Below are 20,348 nucleotides of genomic sequence, written 5' to 3' on the forward strand. Positions count from 1 at the left end.
CCGCTGAGCCGCCACTCATCGGAAGGTCACCACGTCGGGGGCGCTGACGTCGATCCGGGCGGCATCCCGACCGAGCAGCGCGGTGGCCACCCGCGCCTTCTCGGCGCCCCGGGTCGCGTCCCCCCAGAAGACCGTACGGTCGTCGCGCAGCCGCACGCTGATCCGGGCCAGGCTCTCGACGGTCACGTCCACCAACTCCCCCCGCAGTTGCGGGGTGAGCGCGCCGAGCACCTCCAGCCCGGCGAGGGTGCCCGGATCCTGCGGCCCCGGCGCGGCGACCCGCAGCACGGGCAACGCCGCCGGCCGCTGCGGCACCGTCCGGAAGGCCACGCCGGCGGCGTCCACCAGCACGAACCGCTCCCCGCGCGGCACCGCCGCCACGGCGGTGCGCTCGGTCACCCGCACCACCAGCGTGTCCGGCCACTCCCGGGTCACCGAGGCCCGCTCCACCGGAGCCAGCGCCCCCACCCGGCGGGCCGTCTCGGCCAGGTCGATCCGGGCGAGTGGAGCCCCGTCGGGCACCCCCGCCGCGTCCCGGACCTGCACCCGGGTCACCAGTTCGGCACCCTCCACCCGTACCTCGCGCACCCCGAACAGCCCGGTGCCCAGCAGCGTCCAGGCGACCAGCCCGGCCACCGCGAGCAGCCCGCCGGCCACCGCCCACGGCAGCGCCGCGCGCATCCGGCGCTGCCGTGCCCGGGCCATGAACCGGCGGGTCGAGGCGGGCACCGCGTCGCTGCCGGCCCGCACCAGCTGCCAGCGGCGCACCGGCCCGCGCCGGCCGGAGCCGTCCGCGCCGCTGGTGCGGCCACGTGCCGGGCCGGGACTCATCCGACCGGGGAAGCCGGGCCGCCTCCGCCCGCGCTCGGCACGCCGGGCACCGTGCCGCCGACACTCGGCGGCTCCCCGGCCACCGTGCCGCCGACACTCGGCGGCTCCCCGGCCACCGTGCCGCCGGCCTGCGGTGAGTCCCCGGCCACCGTGCCGGAGGCCACACCGTCGGAGGCCGCACCGTCGGGGGCCGCCGGATCTGCGGTACGCGCCGCCAGCGCGGCCAGCAGCTCGTCACCCATCAGCGAGATCGGCGGCGCACCCATGGTCACCACCACGTCACCCGGGCGGGCCCGGCGGGCCACCTCGACCGGCGCGTCCTCCCAGGAGTCGACGAACACCTTCCGCCCCGCCGGCAGCGTCACCGCCTCCACCAGCGCCGCCGACCCCTCACCCGGGGCCCGCAGCTCACCCGGCCCGAAGACCTCCAGCAGCACCAACTCGTCGGCGATCGCCAGGGCCTCGGCGATCTCCGCCTGGAGATCGCGGGTGCGGTAGAGCCGGTACGGCTGGAAGACCACGATCAGCCGACCGTCACCGGCCACCTCGCGCAGCGTGCGCAGGGCCAGCGTCATCGACGTGGGGTGGTAGGCGTACTCGTCGTAGACCAGCACGTCGTCGACCACGCCCTTGCGCTCGAAGCGCCGGCGCACGCCCGGGAAGGTTCCCAGCGCGGCCTCGGCCGCCTCCAGCGGCAGCTCCAGCAGGTAGGCCGCCAGCACGGCCGAGGCGCTGTTGAGCCCCATGTGGCGGCCCGGCACGGGCATCCGGAACTCGCCCAGCGAGCGGCCGTCGATCGCGGCCAGATAGCGCACCCCCCGCGCCGACGAGGCCATCTCGGTCAACCGCAGGTCGGCGTCGGCGGCCTCGCCGTAGGTCCACACCCGGCGACCCTCGGCGCGCAGCGTCGCCGCCAGCCGCCGGCCGCCCGGATCGTCGGCGCAGGTGATGACGAAACCGGCCGGGTCGGTCAGCCGCGCGAACTCGGCGAAGGTGGCCTCCAGCGTGGCCAGGTCCCCGTACGTGTTGAGGTGGTCGGCCTCGACGTTCGTGACGATCGAGACGAACGGGCGGTAGACCAGGAAGGACTTGTCGCTCTCGTCGGCCTCGACAACGAAGTACTCACCGGTGCCGTGGTGGGCGCCCGAGCCGCCCTCGGAGATCTCCCCGCCGATGACGAAGGACGGATCCACCCCGGCCTGCTGGAGCACCATGGTGACCATCGAGGTGGTGGTGGTCTTGCCGTGGGTGCCGGCCACCGCGACCGTGCGTCGACCGGTCATGGCCGCCGCCAGCGCCTCGGACCGGTGCAGCACCCGCAGGCCCCGCCGGCGGGCCTCGACCATCTCCAGGTGGTCCTGCGGAATCGCCGAGGAGTAGACCACCGTGTCCACGCCGTCGAGGTTCGCCGCCTCGTGGGTCATGTGGATGGTGCCGCCCAGGGCGCGCATGCCCGCCAGGGACGGCCACTCCCGCAGCTCGCTGCCGGAGACCGGCAGCCCCCGGGTGAGGAACAGGCGGGCCAGGCCGCTCATGCCGACCCCGCCCACCCCGATCAGGTGGATGCGGCCGAGATCCTCGGCGGTCAGCGCGCCGGCCGGACTGAACCGGGTGGTCATCGGGCCACCGCCTCGTAGACGAAGTTCAGCAGCGCCTCGTCGCCGTCGCGCCGCCCGTACGCGGACGCCGCCGCGCCCATCGCGTGCAGCCGCTGCGGGTCACGGACCAGCGGGATCACCGTCCGTTCGATCCAGTCGGGGGTCAGTTCGGCGTCGTCGACCAGCAGGCCGCCACCGGCCTCGACCACCGGCAGCGCGTTGCGCTTCTGCTCCTGGTTGCTGTGCGGGTACGGCACATAGATCGTGGGCAGCCCGATCGCGGCGACCTCCGCGCAGGTCATCGCCCCACCCCGACCGACCATCAGGTCGGCGGCGGCGTAACCGGCGTCCATGTCGGACAGGTACGGCAGGGTCACGTAGGGCACCGGCAGGTCGGTGGGGATGGGCACCGGCTCGTTGCGGGCACCCATGACGTGCAGCACCTGGATGCCGTTGCGGGCCAGTTCCTTGGCGGCGCCGGCCACCGCGAGGTTGATCGAGCGGGCGCCCTGGGAACCACCGGCCACGAAGAGCACCGGCAGGTCGGGGCGGAGTCCGAAGTGGGCACGGGCCGCCCCCCGCATGGCCTGCCGGTCCAGCCCGGCGATGCCCCGACGCAGCGGCACGCCGACCACCCGGGCGTCGCGCAGCGCCTCGGACTGCGCCGGCTGGTGGGGGAAGCCGACAGCCACGTGCCGGGTGAACTTCATGCCGAGCCGGTTGGCCACCCCCGGCGGCACATTCACCTCGTGGATCACGATGGGCAGTTCCCGCCGCCACGCGGCCAGGTAGGCCGGCACCGAGACGTACCCGCCGAAGCCCACCACCACCTCGGCGCGCACCTCGTCGATGACCTTGCCCGCCGCGCGGGCGGCGGTCCACATCCGGCCCGGGGTGCGCACCAGGTTCATGTTGATCGACCGGGGCAGCTGATAGGCGGGAATCTGCCGCAGGTCGTAGCCGGCGGGCGGGATCAGCTCGTTCTCCAGGCCCTTCGGGGTGCCGAGGCAGGTGATCTTGACGCCGGGGTCGTGTCGGCGCAGGCAGTCGGCGAAGGCGAGCAGCGGGTAGATGTGCCCCCCGGTGCCACCTCCCGCGAGCACCACCGAACGCAGCGGACCCATCAACGTCTCCTCTCGTCCGCCGACCTGTCGCGCGCCCGGTTCCCCCGGGCGCCGCGCGGTGCGGCCTGGTCGTCCCTGCGCCGCTCCCGGGCTCTGGGCACGGACCCCCGGGCAGCCGGCGGCGCCGTCGGGCGGCGCCGCCGCCCGGGAAGCGGCGGCAACGGAGCCCACACTAGTCGGACCCATCGGGCCGGCGGACGGGCATGCAGCGCTCTGGCCGCATCGGGTTCGGCGCGGGCGAACGAGGCGAGCATGCCGACGGCGGCGAGGGTGACGACCAGGGCGCTGCCGCCGTCGGAGATGAACGGCAGCGGTACGCCGGTCAGCGGCAGCAGACCGACCACCCCCCCGATGTTGATCATCGCCTGGCCGACCAGCCAGGCGGTCACCCCGGCGGCGGCGAGCCGCCGGAACGGGTCCTCGACCCGCCGGGCGATCCGCAACCCGGTGTACGCGAGCACGGCGAACAGCGTCACCACCACCACGCAGCCGACCACGCCCAACTCCTCGGCGATGACGGCGAAGATGAAGTCGTTCTCCGCCGCCGGCAGCCAGGCCCACTTGGAGCGCCCCTGCCCCAGCCCGGTGCCGAACCAGCCGCCGTTCTCGATGGCGTACCGGGCCTGGGCGATCTGCCAGCAGTCGGTCTCCTTGCACTGCTGCGGCGGCGGCGGGTTGACGAAGTTGGTCAGCCGGGCCAGGCGGTAGTTCTCCTGGCCCGCGACCCCGGAGCCGGCACCGAGGGAGGCCACCGCGACCAGCAGGCCGATGCCCATCAGGCCGACCGCGCTGAGGGCGGCGAACACCCGCTTGCGCACCCCGGCCGCCCACAACAGGCCCACCACCAGCGCCAACAGGCAGAGCATGGTGCCCAGGTCGTTGTAGCCGACCAGGACGAACAGCAGCCCGACCACGGGAAACAGCGGCGTCGCCAGCTCCCGCCACCAACCCAGCGCCGCACCCTTGCGGGCGATCACGTGCGCGCCCCACAGCACCAGGGCGAACTTCGCCAGTTCGGACGGCTGTAGCTGGAGGCCGCCGACGAACAGCCAGAGCAGCTCGGCCTCCAGCGGGCCGATCCGGGCGGGACCGTTGGTGAGCAGTCCGTAGGCGACCAGCAGGTTGAGCACCAGCAGCAGCACCACGGCGACGAGCAGCAGCGGCCGGCCCAGCACCCGGTAGGTGCGGGCGGGCAGCCGCTGGCAGGCCCAGAAGGCGACGATGCCGATCACCGCGAAGATCGCCTGTTTGGTCAGCGAGGCCGACGCGTTGCCGTCCACGGCGTAGTCGCGCACGCTGGTCGCCGAGAAGACCATGGTCAGGCCGATCAGCAGCAGCAGGCCGGCACTGGAGATCAGCAGGTAGTAGGAGGCCAGCGGGCGCTCCAGCAGGCCACGCAGGGCGGCCAGGCCACCGGCGGCGTCCATGCCGCGCCACGCGCCGTCCGCCTCCGGGAGGCCACCGGCCGACGCGGGGCCGACCGGTCGCGTCGCCGTGGCCGCACCGCCGGTAGCCGGTCCGTGCCCCGCCGGCCCCCGCCCGGTTCGCGAACCGCCCGCCGCCCGGCGGGTGCCCGGATCGGTGCCGCCCTCGGTTCCAGATGCCTCCCCCACCCCGCCATCATCGCGGGTGGCGCGGGTCGGCACCGGCGCAACGGGCCCGTCGGCGTGTCGTGCTTGCGCCGGTCACCCCACGCCGTCACGCGGACACGCTCGGCCTATCCGCGCCGGCAGGGGAGTCGCCGCCCGCCCGCCGCCCGGGCAGGAGAGTCGCCGCCCACCGCCCGGGCAGGAGGGTCGTCCCGCCCGGGCAGGGTGGCGCACTCAGCCCATGTTGGCCAGGAAGTCGCTGTAGAACAGGCCCAGCGCGATCGCCACGCCGATACCGGCGATGATCCAGAAGCGGACCACGATGTTGACCTCGCTCCAGCCGGCCAACTCGAAGTGGTGCTGGAGCGGCGACATCCGGAACACCCGCTTACCGGTGGTCTTGAACGAGATGATCTGGATCACCACGGACATGGTGATGATCACGAACAGGCCGCCGATGATCGGCAGCAGCATGATGGTGCGGGTGGACATCGCCATGCCGGCGATCAGGCCGCCGAGGCCGAGCGCGCCGGTGTCGCCCATGAAGATCCGGGCCGGCGAGGTGTTCCACCACAGGAAGCCCACGCAGGCGCCGGCGGCGGCGCCCGCGATCAGCGCGATCTCCAGCGGATCCCGGACCGTGTAGCAGTAGTTCTCCGGGTTGGCGGTGTACGAGGGGTCCGCGCACCAGTGCCGGTACTGCCAGAACGCGATCAGGGCGTACGCCGCGAGAACCATCACCGAGGCCCCGGTGGCCAGGCCGTCGAGACCGTCGGTGAGGTTGACGCCGTTGGTCGCCGCCATCACCACGAAGATGAAGATGATCACCGCGCCGACCTTGGTGAGCTCCAGCGCCGGGATGTCCCGGATGAAGCTCAGCGTCGTGCTGCCGACGGTCTCGGTGTTGGTCACCGCGCCGGAGGCGTCGGTCATGGTCGACGGGAACCAGAGGGCGACCACCCCGAACACCGCACCGACCAGGATCTGCCCGAGCAGCTTGCCGCGAGCGCTCAGGCCGCCGCTGTGCCGCTTGCGGACCTTGAGGAAGTCGTCGATGAAGCCGACGGCTCCGGAGAAGACCATCAGGCCCAGCAGCACCAGCGCGGTGATCGTCGGCTCGACCTGGGCGATCTGGGCGTCCGGCAGCGTGGTCAACGCGAGGTGACCCGCCACGTACGCGATGACCGTGGCCAGGATGAACACCACGCCGCCCATCGTCGGCGTGCCCTTCTTGCCCTGGTGCATCTGCGGACCCTCGGCCCGGATGGGCTGCCCGGCCTTGAGCCGGGTGAACACCTTGATCGCGATCGGGGTGCAGAACAGCGAAACCAGGAAGGCCACCCCGATGGCCACGATGACCGCCCTCACGCGGTGCCGTCCTCGGTCGCGGCTGCGGGGCTCGCAAGCTCACTCCTCGCACTCCCCGTGCCGTCCTCGGTCGCGGCTGCGGGGCTCGCAAGCTCACTCCTCGCACTCCCCGTGCCGCCCTCGGTCGCGGCTGCGGGGCCCGCCTCGCCCGCGACGACGGCCCCGGCGCGCAGCGCGTCGGCCACCTCCCAGGTCCGGTACCGGGAGCCCTTCACCAGGACGACGTCGCCCGGCCCTAACTCGTCCCGCAGCACCTCGACGGCCGCCGCCTGATCGGTGAGCAGCACCGACTCTCCTCCCCAGTCACCTACCGATGTCGCGCCCCCGTGGATCGGGGCCGCCGGCTCGCCCACCACGAGCAGCCGGTCCACGCCCAGTTCGGCCGCGAGCCGACCCACCTCGGCGTGCCCCTCGGCCTCGTACGACCCCAGCTCGGCCATGTAGCCCAGCACCGCGACGGTGCGCCGCCCCCGCCCGATCCCGGCCAGCGCACGCAGCGCCACCGCCATCGAGGCCGGGTTGGCGTTGTACGAGTCGTCGATCACGGTCACCCCGTCGGGGCGTTCGAAGACGTCCATCCGACGGGTCGAGACCAGTCCGAGCCCGCCGAGCGCCGTGGCCAGCTCGGCCAGCGGCATGCCCAGCTCCCGGGCCACCGCCGCGGCGGCGAGCGAGTTCGACACCTGGTGCCGCCCGGTCAGGCCCAACCGCACCGGCGCGTCGCCCTCCGGCGTCACCAGCGTGTACGCGGGCCGCCCCCGCTCGTCGAGGGTCACGTCCTCGGCGCGAACGTCGGCGTGCGCGGCCTCGCCGTAGCGGATGACGCGGGCCACCGTACGGGTGGCCATCGCGTCGACCAGCGGGTCGTCGGCGTTGAGCACCGCCAGGCCGTCGGCCGGCAGCGCCTCCACCAGTTCCCCCTTGGCCACCGCGATCATCTCCCGGGAGCCGAACTCGCCGATGTGCGCCACCCCGACGTTGAGCACCACGGAGATCCGGGGCGGCACCACGTCGCACAGGTAACGCACGTGCCCCACCCCCCGCGCGCCCTTCTCCATCACCAGGTAGCGGGTGTCCGGCCCGGCCTGCAACGCCGTGTACGGGTGCCCCAGCTCGTTGTTGAACGATCCGGGCGGCGCCACCGTGGGGCCGAGCCGCGCGGTCAACTGGGCGATCAGGTCCTTCGTGGTGGTCTTTCCGGAGGAGCCGGTCAGCCCGATCACCGTCAGGTCGGGCAGCCGGTCCACCACGGCCCGGGCCAGCCGGCCCATCGCCGCGAGGGCGTCGTCCACCAGCACCATGGGCACCCCGGGCACCTCGCGGGTGCCCAGCACCGCCACGGCACCGGCGGCCACCGCCGCGGCGGCGTAGTCGTGGCCGTCGACCTTCTCGCCGGGGAAGGCGACGAACAGGCACCCCGGGGCGACCTTGCGGGAGTCGAACTCCACGCTGCCGCTCACCCGCACGTGCGGGTCGGCGGCGACCAGCCGCCCGTCGACCACCTGGGCGACCTCGGCCAGGCGCAGCGGGATCACTGCCGACCCGCCGGGTCGCCGAAGCGGGCCCGCAGGGCGGTGGCCAGTTCGACGCGGTCGTCGAACGGATGCACCTGCCCGGCCACCTCCTGCCCCTGCTCGTGTCCCTTGCCCAGCAGCGCCACCACGTCGCCGGGTTCGGCCAGCCGGACCGCCTCGCCGATGGCCGCCCGCCGGCCGGCCACCTCCAGGATCCGGGCCGACGCGCCCGCGGCGTACGCGCCGGCGAGCACCTCGGCGCGGATCACCGCCGGATCAGCCGTACGGGGATTGTCGTCGGTCACCAGCACCAGGTCGGCCCCCCGCGCCGCCGCGGCACCCATGTGCGGGCGCTTGCCCCGGTCCCGGTCGCCACCGGCACCGATCACGCAGATCAGCCGGCCGCTGCTCAACTCCCGGAGGGCGGCCAGCGCCGCCACGATGGCGTCGGTCTTGTGCGCGTAGTCGACGACACCGCGCACCGGGCCGGGCGCGTCGACCAGTTCCAGCCGGCCGGGCACCCCGCCGCAGGCGGCCACCCCGTCGACGGCCGTCTTCGGGTCCACCCCGGCACCGACCAGCATCGCCACGGCCAGCAGGGCGTTCGCCACGTTGTGCCGGCCGGGCAGCGCCACCCCGGCGGGCAGGGTGAGCCCGTCCGGGCCGTGCAGGGTGAACCGCTGCGCGTACCCCGCGCCGTCGACGCCGTCGGCCCACCAGGTCGCCGACCGGTCACCGGCCGCCGAGTAGGTCACCGTGCGGGCCTTGTACAGGGGCCGCAGGGCCGGGTCGTCGTGGTTGAGCACCTCGACGTCGCAGCGACCGTCGAACAGCCGGGCCTTGGCCGCGAAGTAGTCCTCGACGTCGGCGTGGAAGTCCAGGTGGTCGGAGCCGAAGTTGGTGTAGCCGCCCACGGTGAACCGCACCCCGCCGACCCGGCCCATCGCCAGCGCGTGGCTGGAGACCTCCATGACCAGCGCGGTCACCCCGCGCTCGCGCGCGGCGGCCAGCATCGCGTGCAGGTCGGTGGCCTCCGGGGTGGTCCGCACGCTGTCGACGACCAGGTCGCCCAGGCGGGTCTCCACGGTGCCGATCAGCCCGGTGGTGTGACCGGCGGCCCGCAGGCCCGACTCGACCAGGTACGCCGTGGAGGTCTTGCCGGCGGTGCCGGTCACCCCGACCACGGTCAGCGTCGACGTCGGATCGCCGTACACGGTCGAGGCGAGTACGCCGAGCACCGCGCGGGGGTCGGGCACGACCAGCGCCGGCAGGCCCGCGGCGGCGGCGAGTTCCGCACCGGCCGGGTCGGTCAGCAGCGCGACCGCGCCGGCCGCCGCGGCGTCGGCGGCGAACTCCGCGCCGTGCCGGCGGGCACCGGGCAGGGCCGCGTACAGGTCGCCGGGGTGGACCTCCGCACTGGCGTGCGTCACACCGGTGACCAGCGGGTCCGCACCTGACGGGGCCGCCACGGCGAGCCGGGCGGCGAGGTCGCCGAGCGGGGTTCCGGTCAGGGTACGGGGACGAGGATTGCCGGGCACGGCGTCAGACCCTACCCGGTCGTCCGGTTCCGGCCGCACAGCCGCCCCGGTGGTTCGTCCGCACTCACCGATCATGTCCCGCCGTGACTGGTCAGCGTGGATAGACCACGAACTTCGGGGCCGTCCCGGCACCCGACGGGGGCACCCGGTCGTGCCGCAGCGCGAACTGCATCATCTCCCGGAACGCGGGCGCGGCGATGTCACCGCCGCCACCGCCGGGGGTGTGCGCGAACACCGCGATGACGTAGCGGGGCTTCTCGGCGGGTGCCATCCCGATGAAGGACGCGACCTCGCCCGGCTGCTTCTGCCCGTTCACCAGCCGCCAGCCGGTGCCGGTCTTGCCGGCGACCCGGTAGCCGGGAACGGCCGCGGCCCGACCGGTGGCGCCCTCGACGGTGGTCACCGCCTCCAGGATGGTGCGCAGCGCGGCGGCGTTGTCGGGGCTCAGCACCGGACGGGTGACCGGCGGCTCGGCGGGCACCCGGGTGCCGTCCGGCTCGATGATCTCCTTGACCAGGTGCGGCTGCACGTAGGTGCCGTCGTTGGCGATGGCGGCGTACGCCGCGGCCATCTGCAACGGGGTGGCGTCGACGCTGTGCCCGATGGGCACCGACCCGTACGACGAGTCGCTCCACTCCTGTGCGGGCAGCAGCCGGCCGCTGGCCTCCCCCGGCATGCCCACCCCGGTCGCCCGGCCCAGCCCGAAGCGGCCCTGGTAGTCGATCAGTCGTTCCTGGCCGAGCTTGTCGGCGATCTGGATGGTGCCGACGTTCGACGAGTACGCCATCATCCCCGCCAGGCTCATCCGCCGCCCGTTCGCCTGGTGGGTGTCGGAGAACCAGGTGTCGCCCTTGCGGATGCCGTTGGCCACCGGGAACGACGTGTCGGGGGTGATCACGCCCTCCTGCAACGCCGCCCCGAAGGTGATCGCCTTGTGCACCGAGCCGGGATCGACCACGAAGCTGGTGGCCGCGTCCTCCCGGTCGGAGGGTCGGCTGGCCTCCGGCCGGGCCGCGTTGTACGTCGGGTGGCTGGCCTGGGCCAGCACCTCCCCGCTCGGGATCTCGATGACCACGGCGGCGCCGGTGCTGCCCTTCACCTCGGCCATCCGCTCGCTGAGGATGCGCTGCACCATGAACTGCAGGTCACGGTCGATGGTCAGCCGCACCGAGCTGCCCGGCTCGGCCGGCGTGGTGCGGCTGTAGCCGCCGGGGATCGGCGCGGCCAGATCACCGAGGCCGACCTCGAACACCCGCTGACCGTCCTCGCCGTGCAGCAGGTCGTCGTAGCGGGCCTCCAGCCCCTCCAGGCCGACCATGTCGGGGCTGGTGAAGCCGAGCAGGTTGGCCGCCAGGTCACCGCCGGGCACCTCCCGCCGCTCGTCGCGGTGGGTGTTGATGCCCGGCAGCTCCAGTGCCATGATCTGGCGGGCCCGACCGATCTCCACCCCCCGTGCGAGGTACTCGAACTGGGAGTCGACGCCGTTGATCCGCTTGCGTGGCTGCATCTTCTCCGCCAGCTCCGAGGCGGGCACGCCGAGCAGCGGGGACAGCGCCTTCGCGGTGGCCGCGATGTCCTCCACCTGGGTCGGGTCGGCGTAGACGTAGCGGGCCTCGACGCTGTGTGCCAGCGGAGCGCCGTCCCGGTCGTAGATCGCCCCGCGCGGGGCGAGCAGTTGCACCGTCCGGGTGCGGTCGGAGAGCCCACCGTCGGCGTACGCCGGGGTCTCCACGGTCTGCAGGTGCACCAGCCGGATGCCGACGGCGGCGAACAGGGCCAGGGTGAGCGCCGTGCCGAGACGCAGCCGGCGACCCGGATCGGCGAGCTTCGGCGGGCGTGGCGGTTTCCGGGACGGGCGGCGCGCGGCGGCCGGGCGGCGGCCCGGAGCCGGGGTGGTACGCCGACGCGGCGCGGGCGGCGGCCCGTCGTCGGTGGAACCCGGACCCCGCGGCGTGACCGTACGCACGACGGCGGTGGTCTCCCGCCGCCCGGAGCGGGCGGCGGCGCGGCCCCCGTCGAGCACCTGGAGGGCGGGGCGGAACGGATCGGCGGAACGGGTGCTGCCGCGCGGGGTGCGTCGCTGTTCGGCGCGGCCCGGACGGTCCTGTTGTTCGGCCCGGCCGGTGCCGGCCTGGCCGGCGCTCTCCTCACGGATCGTGCGGCCCCGGGGGGTGTACGCGCGGGCGCCGGAGATCCCACCGGCCGCCTCGCCACCGCGTGCCCCCGCGGCCCGGCCGCCCGTGGCACGCGACGAGCCGCGCCGGGAGCCTGTGGCGTCCCGGCGCGGTTCCTCGGATCTCGGTGGCACGGCCTACCCCTCCGCGCCCTGCTGGCTGGTGACCGACGGCTGCCCGTCGGCCGGCTGCGGCACGCCGATGACCTTGCCGTCGGGCAGCCGGATGTACGCCGGCTCCCCGGACTCGACCAGGCCCAGCCTGCGGGCCTCGGCGGCCAGGTTGCCCGGTGCCTCCGCCTCGGCGATCTGCTTCTTCAGCTGCTGCTGCTCGACGTCGAGCCTGGCCTGCTGCTGCTGGAGCTTCTCCAACCGGAAGGCGTTCTCGTTGATCTTCGTGTTGACCGCGAGGATGCCCAGCACCCCGCCGACGACCAGCACCACGACGAGCGCCGCGAACGGTGCCCGGGGTGCCTTCACCGGCGGCGGCGGCGCGACCCGCAGACGCGGCGGGTTCGCCTGCTCGGCGGCGCCGGCCTTCTCGACCGGACGCAGCGCGGCGCTGCCCTGGGTGAGGTACTCGTGCGCCCCCCGGGCACGAGTCTCCTCCAGCCGGTTCATCCGGTCCGCGTGCGGTGTGCCGCCCCCGGCCCGCGTGGTCCGCTGCGCCGCGGTCCGGCCCCCCGACCGCGGTGCGCGCGGCACGCCGGCGAACTCCCGGCGCTCACGCTTGTTGACGTCCATATCCCTCCCCCTCTTCGTCCGTCCCTGTCCCGTCCCTCGGCATCCGCCGTGACCCCCGTGCGGGTGTCACGGCCGATCCCGCCCCCGGTTCCTGCGTCGTCGTGGCCCTGCGGCGGTACCGTTCGCGGTCGGCCCGCCCCTGCTGCCGTTCCTCCGGGTCGAGGCGCTCCGCGGCCCGCAACCGCACGGAGGCGGCCCGCGGGTTCGCGGCGACCTCCGCCTCCCCGGCCAGCTCCGCGCCCCGGCTCAGCAGCCGGAACGTCGGACCCGAGCCGGGCAGCTCGACCGGGAGGTCGACCGGGCCCTTGCTGCGGACCCGGTCGGCGAGCGCCTGCTTGGTGAGCCGGTCCTCCAGCGAGTGGTAGGACAGGACCACCAGGCGACCGCCCACCGTGAGCGCGTCGAGGGCAGCCGGCAGTGCCGTCTCCAGCACCGCCAGTTCCCTGTTTACCTCGATCCGTAAAGCCTGAAACGTTCTCTTTGCCGGGTGACCGCCCGTTCGTCGGGCCGGTGCCGGAATAGCCTCCCGGACCAGCTCGGCCAGTCGCGCCGACGAGGTGATCCGGACCCGTTCCCGGTCCCGGATGATCGCCGAGGCGATCCGCCCGGCGAACTTCTCCTCGCCGTACACCCGCAGCACCCGGGCCAGCTCCGGGTGGCCGTAGGTGTTGACCACCTCCTCGGCGGTCACCCCCCGGGTCTGGTCCATCCGCATGTCCAGCGGGGCGTCCTGCGCGTACGCGAACCCGCGATCGGGCGCGTCGAGCTGCAACGAGGAGACCCCCAGGTCGAACAGGATCCCGTCGATGCCGGGGTAACCCAGCCGGGCGAGCACATCCGGCAACTCGTCGTAGACGGCGTGCTCCAGGTGGACCCGGTCGGCGAAGCGGGCCAGCCGGACCCGCGCGTGCGCGAGGGCCTCGGTGTCCCGATCCAGGCCGATCAACAGGGTGCTCGGGTGCCGTTCCAGCACCGCCTCGGCGTGCCCGGCCAACCCCAGCGTCGCGTCGACGTGGACTGTCCGGTCACCCCTGCCCAGCGCGGGGGCGAGCAGCTCGAGACACCGCTCGAGCAGCACCGGCACGTGCGTGCCGCGAAGCTCCCCCATGTCGACCCCCACTGGTTGCGCCTGTTCTTCTCGTTCCGCGTTCTGTTCGTCGGACGACGCCGTGCCGCCGTACCGCCAGATCCCCATCCGCTCCCGCCCGCCCGCCGGGCCACGGCCCACCGTGACGGATCGTGCGCCTGGCACCGGGGAAGGGATGCCAGGAACTCGAAAGCGGCTGGAGATCTCGCAGTACGCCGGACGTCGTCACGCCCTACAGACCGCCGGGCAACACCCCCTCGGAGATGTCGGCGAAGTCGTCTTCGCTCTCCGCGAGGTAGTTGTCCCAGGCCGCCCTGTCCCAGATCTCCACCCGGGTGCTCGCCCCGATGACCACCAGCTCCCGCTCGAGGGCCGCGTACGTGCGCAGGTGTGCCGGGATAGTCACCCGGCCCTGCTTGTCGGGCACCTCGTCGTGGGCGCTGGCGAAGAAGACCCGGCTGTAGGCCCGGGCCGCCTTGTGCGTCATCGGCTGCGCGCGCAACTGCTCCGCGATCCGTTGGAACTCGGGCGTCGGGAAGACGTACAGGCAGCGCTCCTGCCCTTTGGTGATCACGACACCCCCCGCCAACTCGTCCCGGAACTTCGCCGGAAGGATCAACCGGCCCTTGTCGTCCAGGCGTGGGGTGTGGGTGCCGAGGAACATCGGCCCAACCCCCTCGCCCTTGTAGCGGCGTTCGCGCGCCGCTGACCCCCCGGGCCGGTGGGCCCTCCCGGCCTCACCAATGCGCCCCACTCTACTCCACTTCCCTCCACCCGCAACCAGATTCGGCCCCACGGCGCGCCGTCTCGGCGCGCAAAACCGCACGTCAACACGGGTGGAGCGGAGTGGAGGGCCCCGGCGCCCCCGCCGGGTCCGCTTTCCGACATCGATCGACCCACGCCGTCCCGGGTCATCGTGCGGCAGGCCCGGACGGGCCCGTCGGCGGCGCGTCGGCGGGCGCGTCGGCGGGGCGTCGCAGCATGCGGCATGCTGCGCTATCCAGAGCTGAAGATGCGCCGACTTGCCGCAAGACCCGCCCACCCCCGCACCGGCCACGTCCGCCCGGGCGGACCGCACAGCCACGTCGGCCCGAGCGGACCGCACGGCCACGTCCGCCCCGGCGGACCGCACAGCCACGTCCGCCCGAGCGGACCGCACAGCCATGTCCGCCCCGGCGGACGGAACGCCCTCGGCCCCGGCGGACGGAACGCCCTCGGCCCCGGTCTGGCGGGTGCCGGGGTCCGGTAACCTCGCTCGGGTGACGGACGCGAAGATGCCCCTGCGGGCGAAGGTGGCCAGCTCCGTGTCGCGGACCGCGGCGGCGCTGTCGCGGGCCGCCGGCCGTGGCGACGGCTCGGTGATCGGTGGTTGGATCGGCCTGAAGATCGATCCGGACCTGCTGGCCCATCTGGCTGCCGGTCGGGCCATCGCGCTGATCTCCGGCACCAACGGCAAGACCACGACCACCCGGCTCGCCGCCGCCGCCGTGGGGGTGCTCGGCCGGGTCGCCACCAACTCCTTCGGCGCCAACATGCCCACCGGCCACACCTCGGCGCTCGCCAAGGCCGGCAGCACCCCCTACGCCGTGCTGGAGGTCGACGAGCACTACCTCGCGCAGGTGTTGGAGGCGACCGAACCGCACGTGGTCGCGCTGCTCAACCTCTCCCGCGACCAGCTCGACCGCGCCAAGGAGGTCGCCATGATGGCGCAGCTCTGGCGCGCGGCCCTGGTCCGCCACCCCGACGTGCGCGTCATCGCCAACGCCGACGACCCGATGGTGGTCTGGGCGGCCAGCCCACCACCGGCCCACGACCACCGGATCACCCCACCCCAGGTGGTGTGGTTCTCCGCCGGTCAACGCTGGCACGACGACTCGTGGGTCTGCCCCGAGTGCGGTTCGACGATCCAGCGCGCCGAGGGACAGTGGTGGTGCACCGGGTGCCCGCTGCGCCGCCCCGAGCCGCAGTGGACGGTGGAGGACGACGGCGTGGTCGACCCGACCGGCGCCTGGCACCGGGTCAAGCTCCAGCTCCCGGGCAAGGTCAACCTGGGTAACGCGGCGACCGCGCTGGCCGTGGCCGCCGAGTTCGGCGTCCGCCCGGTGGACGCCTCGCTCAAGCTCAAGGACGTCACCTCCGTCGCCGGCCGCTACGCCCAGGTGGAGCGGGACGGGCGCAACATCCGGCTGCTGCTGGCCAAGAATCCGGCCAGTTGGCTGGAGGCGTTCGACATGGCCGACGAGGCGCCGACACTGCTGTCCATCAACGCCCGCGACCCCGACGGGCTGGACACCTCCTGGCTCTTCGACGTCGACTTCGCCCCGCTGCGCGGCCGGCACGTGCTGATCACCGGCGACCGGGCGTACGACCTCGCCGTCCGTCTCGACGTCAACGACGTGCCGTTCCAGCACGTACGCACGTTCGACGAAGCCGTCCGGGCGGTGCCTCCGGGGCGCCTGGAGGTCATCGCGAACTACACCGCGTTCCAGGACATCCGAGCGGAGTTGGACCGTGTCAACTGAGAGCCTGCGTATCGTCTGGGTCTACCCCGACCTGCTGTCCACCTACGGCGACCGGGGCAACGCGCTGATCCTCGCCCGGCGGGCGCAGCAGCGCGGCTTCCCCGTCGAGGTGCTGGAGGTCCGCTCCGACCAGCGGCTGCCCGCGTCGGCCGACATCTACCTGATCGGCGGGGGCGAGGACGGCCCGCAGGCGCTGGGCGCGCAGCGGCTGATCACCGACGGTGGCCTGCACCGCGCCGTCGCGCAGGGCTCCGTGGTGTTCGGGGTGTGCGCCGGCTACCAGTTGCTCGGCGTGTCCTTCTTCGCCAAGGGCACCCGGTGCGCCGGGCTGGAACTGCTCGACATCAGCTCCGACCGCGGGCCCAGCCGGGCGGTCGGCGAGCTGGCCGGCGACGTCGACCCGCGGCTGGGCCTGCCGCCGCTGACCGGCTTCGAGAATCACGGCGGCCGCACCCACCTCGGCCCCGGTGCCGCACCGCTGGCACGGGTCACCGCCGGGGTGGGCAACGACGGGGCGACCGAGGGCGCGTGGCGGGGCAAGCTGCTCGGCACGTACTCGCACGGGCCGGCGCTGGCCCGCAACCCGGCCCTGGCCGACCTGCTGCTGCGCTGGGCCACCGGCGTCCACCAGCTTCCGCCGCTGGACGACACCTGGTCCGACCGGCTCCGGTCCGAGCGCCGCGCCGCGGTGGCCGCCGCCGACCGGGCATGATCCCCGCCGTCCGGCGGCTGCTGCGGCAGCCGTCGGCCGTGCGTTTCGCCGGGCTGCTGCTCCTGCTCGCGATCCTCACCCCGGTGGCGCTGCTGGCGCCCCGGCCGGAGCTGTCGGAGCTGCCGGAGCGGGCCGACCAGCTCGGCGGGTACGCCCCGATGGCCGCGATCGTCGGCGGGGCGCTGTTGCTGGTGGCGCTGGTGCCCCGCACGTTCGTCACACTCGCCTCGGGGGCCATCTTCGGCGCGTGGGAGGGGGCCGCGTACGCCCTGGGGGCCGCGCTGCTCGCGGCGGCGCTGGGCTTCGCGGTGGGCCGGTTGCTCGGGCGCGAGTTCGTGGCCGAGCGGGTCCGGGGGCGGCTGGCCCGGCTGGACGGCTGGTTCGCCCGGCAGAGCGTGCTCGGGGTGATCACCGTGCGGCTGCTGCCGATCTCCGGTTTCGGCATGGTCAGCTACGGCTACGGCACCACCGGGGCGCGGCTGCTGCCGTTCCTCGCCGGCAGCGTGATCGCCTCCGCCCCCACCGCCTTCGGGTACGCGGCGGTGGGGGCGGCGGTCACCACGTCGGGTGACGTCAACTGGTTCGCCGCCGCCCCCGCCGGCCTCGGCGTGATCGCCAGCGCCGTGCTCGTCCACCGCTGGTGGCGCGCCGAGCGCCGCCGCCCCACCCCCACCTGACGCGTACCGTCCTTCGTCTTCGACCCGGCGGTCAGGCGACGACCGAGACCATCCGGCCCGGGACCACGATCACCTTGCGGGGTTCCCGGCCGGCCAGGACGGCGGCGACCGCCTCCAGGGCCGCCGCGCGGACGTCGGCCTCGGCGGCGTCGGCGGGCATCTCGACCCGACCCCGGACCTTGCCGTTGACCTGCACCGGGTACGTCACCGACTCGGCCACCAGCAGCGCCGGGTCGGCGGTCGGGAAGTCCACGTACGTCAGCGAGGTGTCGTGCCCCAGCCGGTGCCACAGTTCCTCGGCGACGTGCGGGGCGAACGGCGCCAGCATCAGCACCAGCGGTTCGGCCACCTCGCGCGGGGTCTGCGACAGCCGGGTCAGCCCGTTGGTCAGCTCGATCAGCTTGGCGATCGCGGTGTTGAACCGGATCGCCTCCATGTCGGCGCGGACCCCGTCGACGACCTTGTGCAGCAGCCGCCGGGTGGCCTCGTCGGCCGGCGCGTCGGTGACCCGCGGCGCGCCGGTCGACTCGTCGACGATCGCCCGCCACACCCGTTGCAGGAACCGGTACGAGCCGACGACCGCCCGGGTCTCCCAGGGGCGGGACACCTCCAGCGGGCCCATCGACATCTCGTACACCCGGAAGGTGTCGGCGCCGTACGCGGCGCACATCTCGTCGGGGGTGACGACGTTCTTCAGCGACTTGCCCATCTTGCCGTACTCGCGGCTGACCTGCGTGTCGCCCAGGTAGTAGCCGCCGTCACGCTCGACGACCTCCTCGGCGGGCACGTACGCGCCGCGTTCGTCGGTGTAGGCGTACGCCTGGATGTAGCCCTGGTTGAACAGCTTGCGGAACGGCTCGAACGACGAGACGTGGCCCAGGTCGTACAGGACCTTGTGCCAGAACCGGGCGTACAGCAGGTGCAGCACGGCGTGTTCGGCGCCGCCGACGTACAGGTCGGTCCCGCCGCAGTCGCCCTCGCCGCGCGGCCCCATCCAGTACGCCTCGTTCTCGGCGTCGACGAACCGGTCCGGGTTGGTCGGGTCCAGGTAGCGCAGCTCGTACCAGCACGAACCGGCCCACTGCGGCATCACGTTGGTCTCGCGGGTGTAGCGCTTCGGCCCGTCGCCCAGGTCCAGCTCCACCTCGACCCAGTCGCGGCGGCGCGACAGCGGGGTCTCCGGGTTGCTGTCGGCGTCGTCCGGTTCGAACGTCTTCGGCGAGAAGTCGGCCACCTCGGGCAGCTCGACGGGCAGCATCGACTCGGGCAGCGCGATCGCCGCTCCGGTCTCGTCGTACACGATGGGGAACGGCTCGCCCCAGTAGCGCTGCCGGGAGAACAGCCAGTCCCGCAGCCGGTAGGTGACCGCCCCGCTGCCGTGTCCCTCGGCCTCCAGCCACCCGATGATGCGGGCCTTCGCGTCGGCCACCTCCAGGCCGTCCAGGTTCAGGCCGCGCTCGGGTGCGGCGCTGTTGACCGCCGGGCCGTCACCGGTGTACGCCTTGCCGGCGAAGCCCTCCGGCGGCTGCACCGTGCGCACGATGGGCAGGTCGAACACCTCGGCGAAGGCCCAGTCCCGCTCGTCCTGTGCCGGCACCGCCATGATCGCGCCGGTGCCGTAGCCGGCCAGCACGTAGTCGGCGATGAAGATCGGGATCTCGGTGTCGGTGACCGGGTTGACGGCGTACGCGCCGATGAAGACGCCGGTCTTGTCCTTCGTGTCGGCCTGCCGCTCGACGTCGGTCTTGGCCGCCGCCGCCTTGCGGTACGCCTCCACCGCCGCCCGCGGGCTGGCGTGCCCGCCGGTCCAGGCGTCCCGCGTACCGTCCGGCCAGGCCGCCGGCACCAGCGCGTCGACCAGCTCGTGTTCGGGAGCCAGCACCATGTAGGTGGCGCCGAAGATCGTGTCGGGGCGGGTGGTGAACACCCGGACGGGGGCGACGCTCGTCGCGAAGTCGATGTGCGCGCCCTGCGAACGGCCGATCCAGTTGCGCTGCATCAGCTTGATCGGTTCCGGCCAGTCCAGGGTGTCCAGGTCGTCCAGCAGCCGGTCCGCGTACGCGGTGATCCGCATCATCCACTGCTTCAGGTTCCGCTTGAAGACGGGGAAGTTGCCCCGCTCCGAACGGCCGTCGGCGGTGACCTCCTCGTTGGCCAGCACGGTGCCCAGCCCCGGGCACCAGTTCACCGGGGCCTGCGAGACGTACGCCAGCCGGTGGTCGTCGACGACCGCCCGGCGCTCGGCGACGGTCAGCGCGGCCCAGGGGCGGCCGTCGGGGGTGGGCCGGTTCCCGCCCTCGAACTCGGCGATCAGCTCGGCGATCGGCCGGGCCCGCTTCGCGTCCGGGTCGTACCACGAGTTGAACACCTGCAGGAAGACCCACTGGGTCCAGCGGTAGAAGTCGGTGTCGATGGTGGCCACCGAACGGCGCTCGTCGTGGGCCAGGCCCAGCCGGCGCAGCTGCTCCCGGTACCGGCCGATGTTCGCCTCGGTGGTGGTGCGCGGGTGGGTGCCGGTCTGCACCGCGTACTGCTCGGCGGGCAGGCCGAACGCGTCGAAGCCCATCGCGTGCAGCACGTTGCGGCCCGCCATCCGCTGGTAGCGGGCGAAGCAGTCGGTGCCGATGTAGCCCAGCGGGTGCCCGACGTGCAGGCCGGCGCCCGACGGATAGGGGAACATGTCCAGCACGTACAGCTTCTCCGCGCCGGCGCGCGGGTGACCGGGGTCGGCCAGCGGGCCGGTCGGGTTCGGGGCGTGGAAGGTGCCCTCGCGTTCCCAGGTGTCCTGCCAGCGGCGTTCGATCTCGTCGGCCATCGCCGCCGTGTAGCGGTACGGGGGAATCTCGCTCTGCTCGCTCATGCCGGCGCTCC

14 protein-coding genes and 1 pseudogene are annotated in these 20,348 nt (G+C 73.8%); 3 read left to right on the forward strand and 12 right to left on the reverse strand.

The annotated features are described in order from the left end of the window. Nucleotides 1-15: 15 nt before the first annotated feature. The 11 genes and pseudogenes from GA0070616_RS04385 to mraZ all read right to left on the reverse strand — a co-directional run bounded on the left by GA0070616_RS04385 (nt 16) and on the right by mraZ (nt 14,230). A complete protein-coding gene (locus tag GA0070616_RS04385; protein ID WP_091076646.1) occupies nt 16-831 on the reverse strand; it encodes a cell division protein FtsQ/DivIB in 816 nt (271 codons plus the stop codon). After that, on the reverse strand, nt 828-2,450 hold the full coding sequence (gene murC / locus GA0070616_RS04390; protein ID WP_091076650.1) for a UDP-N-acetylmuramate--L-alanine ligase: 1,623 nt from the start codon (nt 2,448-2,450) through the stop codon (nt 828-830). The genes GA0070616_RS04385 and murC overlap by 4 nt, the downstream gene beginning before the upstream one ends. Continuing rightward, on the reverse strand, nt 2,447-3,553 hold the full coding sequence (murG, locus tag GA0070616_RS04395) for an undecaprenyldiphospho-muramoylpentapeptide beta-N-acetylglucosaminyltransferase (RefSeq protein WP_091076653.1): 1,107 nt from the start codon (nt 3,551-3,553) through the stop codon (nt 2,447-2,449). Before murG ends, murC begins: the two co-directional genes overlap by 4 nt. Further along, the gene (locus tag GA0070616_RS04400) at nt 3,553-4,980 is read right to left on the reverse strand and encodes an FtsW/RodA/SpoVE family cell cycle protein (RefSeq protein WP_091089851.1); all 1,428 of its coding nucleotides are present in this window, start codon (nt 4,978-4,980) and stop codon (nt 3,553-3,555) included. Before GA0070616_RS04400 ends, murG begins: the two co-directional genes overlap by 1 nt. A 396-nt stretch (nt 4,981-5,376) precedes the next feature. Continuing rightward, nucleotides 5,377-6,510, reverse strand: a complete 1,134-nt coding sequence (gene mraY, locus GA0070616_RS04405; RefSeq protein WP_091076657.1) for a phospho-N-acetylmuramoyl-pentapeptide-transferase — start codon at nt 6,508-6,510, stop codon at nt 5,377-5,379. Nucleotides 6,511-6,641: 131 nt separating this feature from the next. Next, nucleotides 6,642-8,045: pseudogene (locus GA0070616_RS04410) on the reverse strand (UDP-N-acetylmuramoyl-tripeptide--D-alanyl-D-alanine ligase); the annotation flags it as partial. Next, nucleotides 8,042-9,601, reverse strand: coding sequence for a UDP-N-acetylmuramoyl-L-alanyl-D-glutamate--2,6-diaminopimelate ligase (locus tag GA0070616_RS04415; protein WP_175439980.1), 1,560 nt, complete (start codon nt 9,599-9,601; stop codon nt 8,042-8,044). The pseudogene GA0070616_RS04410 and the gene GA0070616_RS04415, both read right to left, overlap by 4 nt. 52 nt (nt 9,602-9,653) lie before the next feature. Beyond that, nucleotides 9,654-11,870: a peptidoglycan D,D-transpeptidase FtsI family protein gene (locus tag GA0070616_RS04420; protein WP_091076667.1), complete on the reverse strand. Its 2,217-nt coding sequence runs from the start codon at nt 11,868-11,870 to the stop codon at nt 9,654-9,656. A 3-nt stretch (nt 11,871-11,873) separates the two neighbouring features. Next, nucleotides 11,874-12,479 carry a cell division protein FtsL gene (ftsL, locus tag GA0070616_RS04425; protein WP_091076671.1) on the reverse strand — a complete coding sequence of 202 codons (606 nt, stop codon included), beginning with the start codon at nt 12,477-12,479 and terminating at the stop codon, nt 11,874-11,876. Further along, nucleotides 12,460-13,587 (reverse strand): 16S rRNA (cytosine(1402)-N(4))-methyltransferase RsmH, encoded by a 1,128-nt coding sequence (gene rsmH, locus GA0070616_RS04430; RefSeq protein ID WP_091089854.1) that lies wholly within the window; start codon nt 13,585-13,587, stop codon nt 12,460-12,462. The genes ftsL and rsmH overlap by 20 nt, the downstream gene beginning before the upstream one ends. 211 nt (nt 13,588-13,798) lie before the next feature. Beyond that, nucleotides 13,799-14,230: a division/cell wall cluster transcriptional repressor MraZ gene (mraZ, locus tag GA0070616_RS04435; protein ID WP_091089857.1), complete on the reverse strand. Its 432-nt coding sequence runs from the start codon at nt 14,228-14,230 to the stop codon at nt 13,799-13,801. Between the two features lie 610 nt (nt 14,231-14,840). Between mraZ and GA0070616_RS04440 the strand changes: the two genes are divergently transcribed. The 3 genes from GA0070616_RS04440 to GA0070616_RS04450 are packed head-to-tail and all read left to right on the forward strand — an operon-like array spanning nt 14,841 to nt 17,477. Further along, nucleotides 14,841-16,088: a MurT ligase domain-containing protein gene (locus GA0070616_RS04440; RefSeq protein WP_091089861.1), complete on the forward strand. Its 1,248-nt coding sequence runs from the start codon at nt 14,841-14,843 to the stop codon at nt 16,086-16,088. Next, a complete protein-coding gene (locus GA0070616_RS04445) occupies nt 16,078-16,800 on the forward strand; it encodes a type 1 glutamine amidotransferase (protein ID WP_091076675.1) in 723 nt (240 codons plus the stop codon). The genes GA0070616_RS04440 and GA0070616_RS04445 overlap by 11 nt, the downstream gene beginning before the upstream one ends. Continuing rightward, on the forward strand, nt 16,797-17,477 hold the full coding sequence (locus GA0070616_RS04450) for a TVP38/TMEM64 family protein (protein ID WP_091076679.1): 681 nt from the start codon (nt 16,797-16,799) through the stop codon (nt 17,475-17,477). The genes GA0070616_RS04445 and GA0070616_RS04450 overlap by 4 nt, the downstream gene beginning before the upstream one ends. Nucleotides 17,478-17,508: 31 nt before the next feature. Here GA0070616_RS04450 and leuS read toward each other — a convergent pair whose 3' ends face one another. Then, the gene (gene leuS, locus GA0070616_RS04455) at nt 17,509-20,337 is read right to left on the reverse strand and encodes a leucine--tRNA ligase (RefSeq protein WP_091076683.1); all 2,829 of its coding nucleotides are present in this window, start codon (nt 20,335-20,337) and stop codon (nt 17,509-17,511) included. Between the last annotated feature and the right edge of the window lie 11 nt (nt 20,338-20,348).

Source organism: Micromonospora nigra (genome assembly GCF_900091585.1).
Taxonomy (GTDB): domain Bacteria; phylum Actinomycetota; class Actinomycetes; order Mycobacteriales; family Micromonosporaceae; genus Micromonospora; species Micromonospora nigra.